General features: G+C 75.3%; 11 protein-coding genes. 5 read left to right on the top strand and 6 right to left on the bottom strand.

Annotated features, from left to right (window positions below):
• Positions 1-13 precede the first annotated feature (13 nt).
• From HUT16_RS33410 to HUT16_RS33395, 4 genes are all read left to right on the top strand, one after another.
• Positions 14-1,537, top strand: coding sequence for an FMN-binding glutamate synthase family protein (locus HUT16_RS33410; RefSeq protein WP_254898410.1), 1,524 nt, complete (start codon positions 14-16; stop codon positions 1,535-1,537).
• A gap of 29 nt (positions 1,538-1,566) precedes the next feature.
• A complete protein-coding gene (locus HUT16_RS33405) occupies positions 1,567-3,294 on the top strand; it encodes a thiamine pyrophosphate-dependent enzyme (RefSeq protein WP_176191743.1) in 1,728 nt (575 codons plus the stop codon).
• A gap of 81 nt (positions 3,295-3,375) precedes the next feature.
• The gene (locus tag HUT16_RS33400) at positions 3,376-4,110 is read left to right on the top strand and encodes a class I SAM-dependent methyltransferase (RefSeq protein ID WP_176191742.1); all 735 of its coding nucleotides are present in this window, start codon (positions 3,376-3,378) and stop codon (positions 4,108-4,110) included.
• 24 nt (positions 4,111-4,134) lie between these two features.
• Positions 4,135-4,503 (top strand): VOC family protein, encoded by a 369-nt coding sequence (locus tag HUT16_RS33395; RefSeq protein WP_176191741.1) that lies wholly within the window; start codon positions 4,135-4,137, stop codon positions 4,501-4,503.
• 28 nt (positions 4,504-4,531) lie between these two features.
• Here the strand turns inward: HUT16_RS33395 and HUT16_RS33390 are convergent, their stop codons facing one another.
• Positions 4,532-6,391 (bottom strand): arabinofuranosidase catalytic domain-containing protein, encoded by a 1,860-nt coding sequence (locus HUT16_RS33390; protein WP_176191740.1) that lies wholly within the window; start codon positions 6,389-6,391, stop codon positions 4,532-4,534.
• Positions 6,392-6,590: 199 nt separating this feature from the next.
• Between HUT16_RS33390 and HUT16_RS33385 the strand changes: the two genes are divergently transcribed.
• Positions 6,591-7,628: a LacI family DNA-binding transcriptional regulator gene (locus tag HUT16_RS33385; protein ID WP_176191739.1), complete on the top strand. Its 1,038-nt coding sequence runs from the start codon at positions 6,591-6,593 to the stop codon at positions 7,626-7,628.
• 11 nt (positions 7,629-7,639) lie between these two features.
• Here the strand turns inward: HUT16_RS33385 and HUT16_RS33380 are convergent, their stop codons facing one another.
• From HUT16_RS33380 to HUT16_RS33360, 5 genes are all read right to left on the bottom strand, one after another.
• Positions 7,640-8,716: an aldose epimerase family protein gene (locus tag HUT16_RS33380; RefSeq protein ID WP_254898110.1), complete on the bottom strand. Its 1,077-nt coding sequence runs from the start codon at positions 8,714-8,716 to the stop codon at positions 7,640-7,642.
• 31 nt (positions 8,717-8,747) lie between these two features.
• Positions 8,748-9,782, bottom strand: a complete 1,035-nt coding sequence (locus HUT16_RS33375; RefSeq protein ID WP_176191738.1) for a LacI family DNA-binding transcriptional regulator — start codon at positions 9,780-9,782, stop codon at positions 8,748-8,750.
• An 85-nt stretch (positions 9,783-9,867) separates the two neighbouring features.
• Positions 9,868-10,860, bottom strand: coding sequence for an ABC transporter permease (locus tag HUT16_RS33370; RefSeq protein ID WP_176191737.1), 993 nt, complete (start codon positions 10,858-10,860; stop codon positions 9,868-9,870).
• A complete protein-coding gene (locus tag HUT16_RS33365; RefSeq protein ID WP_176191736.1) occupies positions 10,857-11,822 on the bottom strand; it encodes an ABC transporter permease in 966 nt (321 codons plus the stop codon). The genes HUT16_RS33370 and HUT16_RS33365 overlap by 4 nt, the downstream gene beginning before the upstream one ends.
• Entirely contained in the window at positions 11,822-13,408 is a 1,587-nt protein-coding gene (locus tag HUT16_RS33360) for a sugar ABC transporter ATP-binding protein (protein ID WP_176191735.1), read from the bottom strand. Before HUT16_RS33360 ends, HUT16_RS33365 begins: the two co-directional genes overlap by 1 nt.
• Between the last annotated feature and the right edge of the window lie 40 nt (positions 13,409-13,448).

The raw sequence follows: 13,448 nt of genomic DNA, 5'->3' as shown, positions 1-13,448 counted from the left end.
GGCGGCCGCGGTGGTGGCGGCGCAGTCGCCGTCCTGGTGGTTGCCGGCGGTGCCGCTGCTGGCGCTGGCGGCATTGGCGGTGTGGGACGTGCTCCAGCGGCGGCACTCGGTGCTGCGCAACTACCCGCTGCTGGGCCACCTGCGGTTCGCCCTGGAGGCCGTCCGGCCCGAGGTGCAGCAGTACTTCGTGGAGCGCGACGTGGACGGCCGCCCGTTCGACCGGGACACCCGGAGCATCGTCTACCAGCGGGCCAAGGGCACCGACGCCGAGGAGCCGTTCGGCACCGAGCTGGACGTGTACGAGCCCGGCCGCGAGTTCCTCGTCCCGTCGCTGGCCCCGGTCGCGGTGCCCGAGCGGGCGCCCCGGGTGCGGATCGGCGGACCGGACTGCACCAAGCCGTACGACATGGCGCTGCTGAACGTCTCGGCGATGAGCTTCGGCTCGCTGTCGGCCAACGCGGTGCTGGCCCTGAACGCGGGCGCGGCGCGGGGCGGTTTCGCCCACGACACCGGCGAGGGCGGCCTGTCGGAGTACCACCTGCGGCCGGGCGGCGACCTGGTCTGGGAGCTGGGCACCGGCTACTTCGGCTGCCGGACCAGGGACGGCGGCTTCGACCCGGCGCAGTTCGCCGAGAAGGCCGCCCACCCGCAGGTGAAGTGCCTGTCGCTGAAGCTCGGCCAGGGCGCCAAGCCCGGCATCGGCGGGGTGCTGCCCGGTCCGAAGGTGAACGCCGAGATCGCGAAGGTGCGCGGCGTGCCGCAGGGCGAGACGGTGATCTCGCCGCCGTACCACCGGGTCTTCTCCACGCCGCGCGAACTGGTGCTGTTCCTGGCCCGGATGCGGGAGTTGGCGGACGGCAAACCGGTCGGGTTCAAGCTGTGCGTGGGCTCGCGGCGGCAGTTCCTCGCGGTGTGCAAGGCGATGCTCGCGGAGGGCGTCACCCCGGACTTCATCGTGGTGGACGGCGCGGAGGGCGGCACCGGCGCGGCCCCGCTGGAGTTCGCCGACCACGTCGGGACGCCGCTGACCGAGGGCCTGCTGACGGTGCGCGACGCGCTGTTGGGCACGGGGCTGCGGGAGCGGATCAGGATCGGCGCCAGCGGCAAGGTCGCCACCGGCGGCGACCTGGTGAAGCGGCTGGTGCAGGGCGCCGACTACACCAACGCGGCGCGCGCCATGATGTTCGCGCTCGGCTGCATCCAGGCGCAGCGCTGCCACACCAACACCTGCCCGGTCGGCGTGACCACCCAGGACCCGCGCCGGGCCCGGGCGCTGCACGTGGGCGACAAGTCGCTGCGGGTGGCCCGCTACCAGGAGGCGACGGTCAAGAGCGCCCTGCAGATCATGGCGGCGATGGGCGTGGACGACCCGGCCCGCCTGCACCCGGAGATGCTGCGCCGCCGCCTGGACCAGCAGGCCGTGCGCTCCTACGCGGAGTTGCACCCGCCGATGGCGCCGGGGCGCCTGCTGGACGAGCCGCCGGAGTCCTGGGCGCGCGACTGGCACGAGGCCGACCCCGACCGCTTCACCGTCTGAACCACCCTCACCCGTAAAGGAGTTGCCCCGTGGCACGTACCGTGGCCCGCGTGATCGTCGACGCCCTGGTGGACTTGGAGGTCCGGCACGTCTTCGGCGTGGTCGGCGACGCCCTGAACCCGCTGACGGACGCCATTCGCACCACCGAGGGCGTCGAGTGGGTGGGCTGCCGGCACGAGGAGGCGGCGGCCTTCGCGGCGGGCGCCCAGTCGCAGCTGTCCGGGGGCCTGGGCGTGTGCATGGGCACCGTCGGCCCCGGCTCGGTGCACCTGCTGAACGGCCTGTACGACGCGGCGAAGAGCCGCACGCCGGTGCTGGCGATCGCCGGGCAGGTGCCGTCGGCGGAGATCGGCGGCGACTACTTCCAGGAGGTCGACAACGACCTGCTGTTCCGGGACGTCGCGGTGTTCCGGGCCACCGTCTCCTCCCCCGAGCAGCTGCCCCGGCTGCTGGAGGCGGCGGTGCGGGCGGCGCTGGCCGAGCGCGGGGTGGCGGTGCTGACCGTGCCGGGGGACCTGGGCGAGCGGGAGCTGCCCGACGACCGCCCGGCGCGCTTCCCGCGCACCCGCCCGGTGACCCGCCCCGACGACGAGGGCGTGCGGCGGGCCGCCGAGCTGATCAACGCCGGGGAGCGGGTGACGCTGCTGGTGGGCCGCGGCGCCCGGGAGGCCGGGGCGCGGGTGCGGGAGCTGGCCGAGCGGCTGGCGGCGCCGATGGTGCTGACCCTGAAGGCCAAGGAGGGCTTCGAGGACGACAACCCTTACCAGGTCGGCCAGACCGGCCTGATCGGCAACCCGGCCGCCGCGCACGCCCTGGACTCCTGCGACACCCTGGTGCTGCTCGGCACCGACTTCCCGTACCGCGACTGGTACCCGGAGGGCCGCCGGACGGTGCAGATCGACCTGGACGAGCGCCACCTCGGCCGCCGCACCCCGGTGGACGTCGGCCTGGCGGGCGACACCGGGGCCACCCTGGACGCGCTGCTGCCACTGCTGGACGCGGTCGGGGACCGCTCGCACCTGGAGGCGGCCCGGCGGCGGTTCGACGAGTGGCAGGAGGGCCAGCGCAAGCTGGCCGACCCCCGGCACGACCACCGCCTGCTGGGCCGGCTGCGCAGCGCGCTGGACAACCGGGGCGGCGACGTCCGCCCGGAGGCGCTCGCGGCGGCGGTGGACGCGGCGGCGGCCGACGACGCGGTGTTCACCTCCGACACCGGCATGGCCACGGTCTGGCTGTCGCGCTTCGTGACGATGCGCGGCGGGCGGCGGCTGCTGGGCTCCTACAACCTGGGCTCGATGGCCAACGCGATGCCGCAGGCGCTGGGCGCCCAACTGCACTACCCGGACCGGCAAGTGGTGGCGTTCTGCGGGGACGGCGGCCTGAGCATGCTGCTCGGCGACCTGATGACAATCAGGACGCACCGGCTGCCGGTGAAGCTGGTGGTGTTCGACAACCGGCGGCTCGGCATGGTCAAGCTGGAGCAGGAGCAGTCGGGGCTGCCGGAGTTCGGCACCGAGCTGGACAATCCGGACTTCGCGGCGGTGGCGACCGCGCTGGGCCTGACCGGCATCCGGGTCACCGGCCCGGACGAGCTGGCGGACGGCGTCCGGCGGGCCTTCGAGACGCCCGGGCCGGTGCTGCTGGACGTGCTGACCAACCCGCAGGAGATCGCCGTCCCGGCGAAGCCGACCGTGGGACAGGGCTGGGGCTTCGCGATCGCCAAGCTCCAGGAGACGCTGCGCAGCCATGGCGGGTGACCCCCGGTCCCGGGCGGCGGGCGGGCGCTCCCCCGGCCCGTCGGCCGCCGGGGGCCGGTCGGATGCGGCAGGGTGGGCGGCATGAGCGCACCCGAGGCGACGGACTACGCCGTCAGTTCCGAGTTCTACGACCTGCTGCAGGCGGAGGGCGACCGGCGGCGGGCGGAGCGCTGGTTCGCCGCGGCGGCGGGCCGGGCCCGGCACGGGATCGTGGACTTCGGCGCGGGCACCGGGATCGTCACCCGGGTGCTGCTGGAGTCCTCGGGCGCGCCGGTGCACGCCGTGGAGCCCGCGGCGGCGATGCGGACGGTGCTGATGTCCCGGGCGGCGGCGCTCGGCGCGGACCGGCGGATCCGGCTGACCGTCCACCCGGGCCGGGCCGAGGACGCCGGGCTGGAGGCGGTCGCCGACCTGGCGGTGGCCGCCAACGTGGTGGGCTGCCTGGAGCCGGCCGCCCGGCGCGCCCTGTGGCGGGCGGCGGCCCGGGCCCTGCGGCCCGGCGGGGTGCTGCTGTTCGACCCGCCGCCGGCCGGACTCCCGGACGGGGTCGAGGAGTTGCCGGGTCTCGGCCCGGTCCGGATGGGCGCGGACAGCTACCGGGCGGAGGTGACCCGGGTGCCCGACCGCGGGGTGCTGCGGATGGTCTACGAGTACCGGGTGGAGCGGGCGGGGCGGCCGGTGCGCAGCGCCCGGGAGGAGTTCCCGATCTGGCCGGCCGAGCCCGCCGCGCTGGTGGCGGAGGCCGCCGGGGCGGGCCTCGAACCGGTCGCGGCCCCGCACCCGGAGCTGCTGGCGGTCGGTCGGCCGCGTGGTTGAGCCGGAACGGGGCAGGATGGCGGCATGCTGACGATGGGTTCGGTGGTGCTGGGCGTGGCGGACGTGCCGCGGGCGGTGGCGTTCTGGACGGCCGCCCTGGGGTACGTGTCGCGCGGGGACGGCGACGAGCGGTGGGCGGTGCTGCTGCCCCCGCACGCGGGCGGGGTGCAGTTGGCGCTGGGGGCCAGCGCGAGCCCGGTCCAGGAGCACCCCCGGGTGCACCTGGACCTCTACGCGGGCGGCGCCGCCGAGCAGGCCGCCGAGGTGGAGCGGCTGGTGGCGCTGGGGGCCCGGCGGGTGGACTGGGACAGCTACCCGCCGGACCCGGACTTCGTGGTGCTGGCCGATCCGGACGGCAACCGCTTCTGCGTGATCGACACCGCGCACGGCTGACGCCCGGTCGGGGCCCGGTGCCGGGGCGTCAGCGCAGCGCGAACTTCTGGGCCGCGCTGCCGTTGCAGTCCCACAGCTGGAGCCGGGTGCCGTTGGCGGTGTTGCCGCTGGGCGCGTCCAGGCAGCGCCCGGACTGCGGGTTCAGCAGCGAGCCGTCGCCCTGCTGCACCCACTTCTGGGCGCCGCCGCCGTTGCAGTCCCACAGTTGCAGGACCGTGCCGTTGGCGGTGCCGTTGCCGGTGGCGTCCAGGCAGCGGCCCAGGGTGCGCAGCGAGGTGTCGGCGGGGTGCGTCCAGTGCTGGTCGAGGGCGTACGACTGGCAGTTCCAGAGCTGGACGGCGGAGCCGTTGGCGCCGGTGTCGTCGGCGGCGACGTCCACGCACTGCCCGCCGGGGGCCGCGACCGGGCCGCCGCCGTTGACGGTGAACTTCTGCGCGGCGGCGCCGTTGCAGTCCCACAGCTGGAGCCGGGTGCCGTTGGCGCTGTTGCCGTTGGGGTCGTCCAGGCAGCGGCCGGACTGCGGGTTGAGCAGCGAGCCGTCGGCCTGCTGGATCCACTTCTGGGCGCCGCCGCCGTTGCAGTCCCACAGTTGCAGCGGCGTGCCGTTGGCGGTGCCGTTGCCGGTGGCGTCCAGGCAGCGGCCGATGGTGCCGAGCGAGCCGTCGGCGTTGTGCGTCCAGTGCTGGTCCTCGGCGTACGTCTGGCAGTTCCACAGCTGGACGCCGGTGCCGTTGGTGCCGGTGTCGTCGGCGGCGACGTCCACGCACTGGCCGCCGGGGCCGGTGACGGTGCCCTGCGGGCCGTTGGGCAGGTCGGTGCGGCCGTTGTAGCCGACGGAGGTGACGTTGGCCTGGACGGCGTTCTCGGTGGCGTCGCTCGGGTAGCCGGAGACCATGGCGCCCTCGAAGAAGGTGCCGCGGTTCCAGTTGGAGTTGTCGCCGCCGATGCCCAGGATGATGCCGCCCTCCTGCTTCATCGGGCGGTAGCCGGAGCGGCTGGGCAGGGCGCCGTTCCACCAGGTGGTGAGCGCGCCGGACTGGGCGTTGCCGCCCTTGAGGGCGTAGGTGGTCTGGCCGTTGTTCTTCAGCACGGCGGTGACGAAGGGGCTGCTGTTGCCGAGGTTGGCGGTGTTGGAGCCGTTGTCGCCCTGGAACATGCCGTTCTCCAGGTCGGCCTCGATCCACGGGCCGCTGCCGCTGCACGGCGGGAAGTAGCAGGTGGTGGCGATGGAGACGGCGTCCATGTGGCCGTTGCCGGTGTCGGCGGGGGTGGATTCGGCGTTGCCGTAGTCGAAGCAGCAGTCGGCGCCGACGTGGGTGCCGGAGGCGACCATGTAGACGCCCTCGGGCTGGCCGTTCACGGCGACGCCGGAGGCCACGCCGGTGTAGCGGTAGCCGACGCCGGGCGAGATCCACACGCCGTAGACCTTGTGGCCCCCGGCGGTGACGGCGATCTCGGCGGCGTCGGCGCCGCGGTCGTTGCCCATGCCGGCGGTGCCGGCCGGGCCGGGGGTGAGGTCGTTGTGCCGGGCGGTCTGGTCGTAGATCCGGCTGATCCGGCAGCTGCTGCCGTTGCAGAACTGGTCCTGCGCCTGGGCGTTGGCGTAGCCGCCCGCCGCGAGCGGGCCGATGTCGGTACTGGCGCCGTCGGAGGCCCGGGTGACGCGGTACAGCGGGCCGTCGTAGGCGGCGAACAGGGCGCGGGTGGTGCTGTGCGCGGCGACGCAGGGGGTGCCGCCGGAGGCGTACAGGTCGCAGGGCTGGGCGGCGGCGGCGTGGCCGACGCCGGGCAGGCCGATCAGCGCGGCGATCAGCAGCGCCAGGACGGCGGCGGCCGCCCGGGCGTTGCGCCACGACCGGCGTACGGACAGCTGGACTTGGCTGGACAAGGTGCGCTCCTTCTAGGTGGGGGTGCGAGGGGGCGGTACCGGTCTCGGGGGCGGCCGGGGCGGGGCCCGGCTCCGGGGCGCGAGGTGCTGTCCGTTCATCGGCGACCTTGTATTCTCACGTTGTAGTAGCTGTAGGAGCGGCGTCGTGGCGAGGCCGGCCGCGCCCCCTCGCGCCGACCGGCGGGAGGAGGGTGCGGGCGTGTCCGTACCGGGTGGCGGCGCTGCGGCGCCGCGGTTGAAGGACGTGGCGGAGCTGGCCGGGGTCTCGGTGAAGACCGTCTCGAACGTGGTGAACGGGACGACGCCGGTCGCCGAGGCGACCCGCGAGCGGGTGCAGCGGGCCATCGACGCGCTCGGCTACCAGCCGAACGTGACGGCCCGTCGGCTGCGCACCGGCCGCAGCGGGGTGATCGCGCTGGCCTTCCCGGAGCTGCCCTCGCCGTACTTCGCGGAGCTGGCGGTGGAGGTGATCGCGGCGGCCCGCCGGGTGGGGATCACCGTGCTGATGGACGACACCGGCGGCGACCCGGCGGCGGAGCTGCGGATCGCCTCGGGCCTGGGCGACCCGATGATCGACGGGGTGATCCTCAGCCCGCTGGGCCTGGACCGGGCGGCGCTGCTGTCGCGCTCCCGGGAGATCCCGCTGGTGCTGCTCGGCGAGGCCGACCTGGGCCCGGTCGCGGACCGGGTGCACATCGACAACGTGGCGGGCGCCCGCGAGGTGACCCGGCACCTGCTGGACGAGGGCTACCGGCGGATCGCCGCGATCGGCTGGCAGGACCCGGCGCCGCGGGCCACCGCCGAACAGCGCCTGACCGGGTACCGGGAGGCGCTGGCGGACGCCGGGCTGGTGCCGGACCCGGAGCTGCTGCCGCCGGTGCGGGCGTACTTCCGCCCGGACGGGGCGTCCGCGATGCGGCGGCTGCTGCGGCTGCCGGAGCGGCCGGACGCGGTGTTCTGCTTCAACGACCTGCTGGCGCTGGGCGCGCTGCGGGCGGCGCACGAGGCGGGGCTGCGGGTACCGCAGGACCTGGCGATCGTCGGGTTCGACGACGTCGAGGAGGCGGCGTACGCGATCCCGTCGCTGACCACGGTGGCGCCCGACAAGCGGCTGATCGCCGAGTTGGCGGTGCGCTGCCTGGAGGAGCGGATCGAGCGGCGCTACACCGGGCCGGGGCTGCGGATCACGCCGGGCTTCCGGGTGGTGGTGCGGGAGAGCAGCACCGTGGCGCGCTGAGCGGCGGCCGGTCACCGCTGCTCCCCGGGCGGTGCGGCCAGGTGCGGGAAGCGGAACTCGGTGGTGCTGCGCCGGGGCGTGCCGGGGCGCAGCACGGTGTCGGGGTAGTCGGGGCGGTTGGGCGAGTCGGGGAAGTGCTGGGTCTCCAGGCACAGTCCGCCGTGCCGGGGGTGCGGGTCGCCGGCCAGGGCGTTGCCGGTGTAGACCTGGAGGCCGGGTTCGGTGGTCCAGACCTCCATCCGGCGGCGGCTGGCGGGGTCGTGCAGCCGGGCGGCGCGGCGCAGCGCGCCGGGGGCGGGGGGTGCGGTGAGCACGAAGCAGTGGTCGTAGCCGCCGGCCCGGCGCAGTTGGGGGTGCGGGTGGGCGAGGCGTTCGCCGAGCGGGTGCGGGGCGTGCAGGTCGAAGGGGGTGCCGGCGGTGGGGGCGGGGGCGCCGAGCGGGATGGCGGCGGGGTCGACGGGCAGGTAGGCGTCGGCGTCGACGGCGAGCCGGTGGTCGAGGACGCCGCGGCCGCCCGCTCCGGAGAGGTTGAAGTAGGCGTGCTGGGTGAGGTTGACGGGGGTGGGCCGGTCGGTGCGGGCGGTCCAGTCCAGCCGCAGGGTGCCGTGCCGGTCGAGGGTGTAGCGGGCGGTGACGTGCAGGGCGCCGGGGAAGCCCATGTCGCCGTGCGGGCTGTGCAGGTCCAGGCGCAGGGCGGCGCTGTCGCGGCCGGGCTGGGCGGTGGCGTGCCAGCGGCGGCGGTGGAAGCCGTCGGGTCCGCCGTGCAGGGCGTGGCCGCGGTCGGTGGCGGGGACGCGGTGGGTGCGGCCGTCGAGGTCGAAGCGGCCGTGGGCGATCCGGTTGGCGTAGCGGCCGATCAGGGCGCCGAGGTAGGCGGTGTCGGCGGTATAGCCGGCCAGGGTGTCGTGGCCGAGGACGACGCTGGTGCGGCGGCCGTCGGGGTCGGGGACGTCGAGGCGGTGCAGGATGCCGCCGCGGTCGAGCACCTCGGCGCGCACGCCGGTGCCGGCGTCGAGCGTCCAGCGGTCGACGGGGGTGCCGTCGGGCAGGGTGCCGAACGGGCTGCGGGTCACGGACGGGAGCGGCAACGGGTGTCCTTCGGCGGTGGTGGGCGGGGGCTCAGCCGCGGTGCGCGGCGCGTCCGGCGGTGGACTCGCGGACGACCAGGGTGTGGCTGGGCAGGATGCGGCGGGGCGGTGGCGGGGTGCGGCCGGGGGCGGCCTCGATCCGGCCGATCAGGCAGTCGACGGCGAGGCGGGCGATGGCGGCCTTGTCGGGGGCGATGGTGGTGAGGGTGACGGCGCCGTAGCGGCCGTCCTCGATGTCGTCGAAGCCGACCACGGCGACCTGTTCGGGCACCTTGACGCCGCGTTCGGCCAGCACCCGCAGCGCGCCGAGGGCGACCAGGTCGTTGTAGGCGAAGACGGCGTCGGGCGGTTCGGGCAGGTCGAGCAGCCGGGTCATGGCGACGGCGCCGTCCAGGCGGTCGTAGCCGTCGGTGGCGATCACCAGGTCCTCGCGGGGGGTGCGGCCGGCGGCGAGCAGTTCCTCGCGCCAGCCGCGCAGCCGCAGGTGGGCGGGTTGGCGGCGGCTGTCGCGGCGGGCGCCGACGAAGGCGATCCGGTGGCGGCCGAGGCCGAGCAGGTGGCGGACGGCGAGCCGGGCGGCGGCGACGTTGTCGATGGCGATGTGGTCGAACGGGGCGTCGTACTCGCGTTCGCCGAGCAGGACCAGCGGCGGCCGCTCGGGGCGGTGCAGCAGGTCCTCCTTCTCCAGGTGGATGGGGCTGAGGATGAGCCCGTCGATCAGGTGGGAGCGGAAGCCCTGGGAGACCAGGGTCTCGTTGGCGCGCAGCCCGGCGGTGTGGTCGAGCAGCACGGTGTGGGCGTGGTGGGCGGCGGCGTCGATGACGGCGGTGGCGAGGTCGGCGAAGTAGGGGTTGCCGAGTTCGGGGACGGCGAGGGCGATGATGCCGCTGCGTCCGGTGCGCAGCTGCCGGGCGGTGGCGTTGGGGCGGTAGCCGAGTTCGTCGATGGCGCGCTGGACGCGGTCGCGGGTGCCGGCCCGCACGTGCGGGTAGTCGTTGACCACGTTGGAGACGGTCTTGACGGACACTCCGGCCCGCAGCGCGACGTCCTTGAGGCTCACGCCCATGGCCCTGGTCCCTCTCGTTCGGTTCTGGTCGGATCGGGCGCGCGGCGGGCCGCCGGGGGCCCGGCGGCGGGCGCGGGCGCGGCGCTCACTCGTCCCGGCGTCCCCGGTTGAGCAGAGCCTGGGCGAGCACCACGGCGGCCAGGAAGGCGCCGTTGACGGCGTCGGTGACGGCGGAGCCGTACTGGGAGGCGGAGCGGTCGATCAGGTTGTGGACCACCGACAGCAGCAGGACGCCGGCGACGGTGCCGCCGACCGAGCCGCTGCCGCCGGTGAGCAGGGTGCCGCCGATCACCACCGAGGCGATGGCGGTGAGTTCGTAGCCGACGCCGACGGTGGTGACGCCGGAGCCGAGCCGGGCGCCGCCGAGGGCGCCCGCGGCGCAGGCGAGCGTCGCGGACAGCACGTAGACCAGGGTCTTGGTGCGGGCGACGGGCAGGCCCATCAGGGTGGCGGCGTGCTCGTTGCCGCCGATCGCGGTGGTGGTGGCGCCGAACCGGGTGCGGGTGAGCAGCAGCGCGCCGAGGCCGAACAGGGCGGCGGAGATCAGCACCGGCGTCCAGGTGCCCTCGCCGAGCGAGCGGAACGCCGAGCCGCGCGGCACCAGGTGGGTGTTCGCGCCCTCGTCGGTGACCAGTTGGAGCAGGCCGCGGGCGCCGAGCAGGCCGGCCAGGGTGACGATGAACGGGGCCATCCGGGCCCGGGCGACCAGCAGTCCGTGCACGCAGCCCCAGGCGGCGCCGACCGCGAGCGGCAGCAGCAGGGCGGCCCAGGTGCCGTACCGTTCGGCCGCCCAGGCGGCGAGGACGCCGCCGAGCGCGTACATCGAGCCGACCGACAGGTCGATGCCGCCGGTGAGGATGACGAAGGTCAGGCCGAGGGCGAGCAGCCAGACGAAGGCGTTGTTGCCGAGGATGGCGCCCAGGTTGTCGGTGCTCGCGAAGCCGGGCGAGAGCACCGAGGCGCCGATCACCAGCAGGGCGAGCACGGTGAGCGCGCCGTGCCGCTGGATGCGGGCGGCGAGCCGTTCGGCGGGGCTCTCGGCGGGGCGCCGGTCCGCGGTGAGGGTGGTGGGGGTCATCGGGTACCACGCTCCTGGGAGGCGTAGACGGCGGCGCAGATCACGACCGCCTCGACGATCTTGGTGAGGGAGGCGGGCACGTCGTGCTGGGTGAGCACGGCGGCGGTCAGCTGCATGAACAGCGCGCCCGCCACGGTGCCCAGCACCCGGACGCTGCCGCCGGCCAGCGGGGTGCCGCCGACCACGACGGCGGTGATCGCGTCGAGTTCGATGTTGCGCCCCTGGTTGGCCGGGTCGGCCTCGGCGCCGTGCCCGACGATCACCGCGCCGGCCAGCGCGGCCAGCACGCCGGAGAGCAGGTACACCGTCAGCAGCACCCGCCGCACCGGCAGTCCGGCCAGCCGGGCGGCCCGCCGGTTGTCGCCGATCGCGACCAGCTGCCGCCCGAACGTGGTGCGGTGCACCAGCACGGCGGTCAGCGCCACGCAGGCGGCCGCCAGCCAGGCCGTCAGCGGGACGCCCAGGAGGGCGTCCGAGCCGAGGGTCAGCAGCGCGTCGTCGGTGACCGGCTTGGCGGAGGCGCCGTTGACCAGCGAGGCGACGCCGCGCACGCCGATCATCAGGGCGAGCGTCGCCACGATCGGCTGCACCCGGGTGAAGGCGACCATCGCGCCGCCCGCCAGCCCGCTGAGCGCCCCGAGCGCGACCGCCACCAGCAGCGCCACCGGCAGCCCCCACCCGATGTAGAGCGGGATCACGGCGGCGGCCAGCGCGATCACCGCCCCCACCGACAGGTCGATCCCCTCGGTGCCGATCACCAGCGCCATCCCGAGCGCGACCAGCAGCGTCGGCGCGACCTGGAACAGCTGGATCCGCACGTTCCCGGTCGACAGGAACCCGGTGTCCAGCACCACCGCGGCCAGGAACAGCACCCCCAGCGCCAGGTACACCCCGTAGCGTCGCAGCACCCGCAGCACGGGAGCCCGCCCGCGCAGGACCCCCGCAGGGGCGAGAACGCTCATCACTGCGCTCCGTTCGTCTCGTCGTCGGCCGGGGGCCGGGTTCCGTCGGCCGGGGGCCGGGTTTCGTGGGCCAGCGCGGCGAGCAGCTCGTCGGGGTTGACCCGGACGCCGGTGAGCTCGTCGACGGGGGCGCCGTCCTTGAGGACCAGGACGCGGTCGGCCCCGGCGATCAGCTCCTCCGCGTCGGAGGAGATCAGCAGGACGCCGAGGCCGTCGGCGGCGAGTTCGTCGATCAGGGTCTGGACCTCGGCGCGGGCGCCGACGTCGATGCCGCGGGTGGGTTCGTCCAGCAGCAGGACCTTGGGGGCGAGGCAGAGCCAGCGGGCCAGCAGGACCTTCTGCTGGTTGCCGCCGGAGAGGTCGGCGACCTTCTGCTCGGGGCTCGCGGCCTTGATCCGCAGCCGGGCCATGAACTTCTCCACCACCTCGTCCTGCCGGGCGCGGGAGACCAGGCCGGCCCGGGAGAGCCGGGGCAGCGCGGCCAGCACGATGTTCTCCCGGACGGACAGCCCGGGCACGATGCCCTCGGCCTTGCGGTCCTCGGGCAGCAGCACGACACCGGCCCGGATCGCGGCGGCGGGGCTGCGCCGGGTCAGCTCCGCGCCGTCCACCTCGACCCGTCCGGCGTCCGCGCCGAGCGCGCCGACCACGGCCTTGGCGGTCTCGCTGCGCCCGGAGCCGAGCAGTCCGCCGAGGCCGAGCACCTCGCCGCGGTGCACGTCGAAGCCGACGTCGTGCACCCGGTGCCGCACCCGCAGGCCGCGGGCGCGCAGCGCGGGCCGGGCGTCGGGGTCGGGCACGTGCCGGGCGGCGCGCTCGCGGGCGGCGCCGAGGGTGCGGCCGAGCATCAGGGCGACCAGGTCGCGGCGGCCCAGGGCGGCGAGTTCGCCGGTGTGCACGACCCGGCCGTCGCGCAGCACGGTGACGTCGTCGCAGAGGGTGTAGAGCTCGTCCATCCGGTGGCTGACGTACACCACGGCGGTGCCGCGCGCGGTGAGGTCGCGGACGACGGCGAACAGGGTGTCGACCTCGCGGGGCTCCAGCGAGGAGGTGGGTTCGTCCATCACGACGACCCGGGCGTCGACCTGGACGGCGCGGGCCAGGGCGACCATCTGCTGGGCGCCGAGGCCGAGTTCGCGCAGCGGCCGGGTGACGTCGGTGTCCACGCCGTAGCGGAGCAGCAGCTCGGCGGCCTCCCGGTGCATCCGGCGCAGGTCGAGCAGGCCGCGGCGGCGCGGTTCGCGGCCCAGGTGCAGGTTGCGGGCCACCGACATCATCGGGACGAGGTTGACCTCCTGGTAGACGGTGGAGATGCCGGCCCGCTGGGCCTCCAGCGGGGTGCGGAACTCCCGTTCCTCTCCGGTCAGTTCGAGCCGTCCGGCGTCGGGTCGGTGCACGCCGGTGAGCACCTTGATCAGGGTCGACTTGCCGGCGCCGTTCTCGCCGACCAGGGCGTGCACCCGTCCCGGCCGGAGCGTCAGGCCGACGCCGTGCAGGGCGTGGACGCCCGCGAAGCTCTTGTCGATCCCGGTCGCCGCCAGCACGGGCGCCTCGACGGGGCCGTCGGGCCGGTCCGTCCGGGTCATGGGGGTTCCTCCTCCTGCGGTTGTCCTGCGGTTGTCGTCG

Origin of the sequence: Kitasatospora sp. NA04385, assembly GCF_013364235.1 — a bacterium.
Taxonomy (GTDB): Bacteria; Actinomycetota; Actinomycetes; order Streptomycetales; family Streptomycetaceae; genus Kitasatospora.
Note: the sequence above shows the minus strand (reverse complement) of the source record. Positions and strands in the feature narration are given on the sequence as shown.

Coding starts and splice junctions, on each gene's coding strand:
- HUT16_RS33400 (WP_176191742.1), top strand. CDS start 3,376: ATGAGCGCACCCGAGGCGACGGACTACGCCGTCAGTTCCGAGTTCTAC.
- HUT16_RS33395 (WP_176191741.1), top strand. CDS start 4,135: ATGCTGACGATGGGTTCGGTGGTGCTGGGCGTGGCGGACGTGCCGCGG.
- HUT16_RS33375 (WP_176191738.1), bottom strand. CDS start 9,782: ATGGGCGTGAGCCTCAAGGACGTCGCGCTGCGGGCCGGAGTGTCCGTC.
- HUT16_RS33370 (WP_176191737.1), bottom strand. CDS start 10,860: ATGACCCCCACCACCCTCACCGCGGACCGGCGCCCCGCCGAGAGCCCC.
- HUT16_RS33365 (WP_176191736.1), bottom strand. CDS start 11,822: ATGAGCGTTCTCGCCCCTGCGGGGGTCCTGCGCGGGCGGGCTCCCGTG.
- HUT16_RS33360 (WP_176191735.1), bottom strand. CDS start 13,408: ATGACCCGGACGGACCGGCCCGACGGCCCCGTCGAGGCGCCCGTGCTG.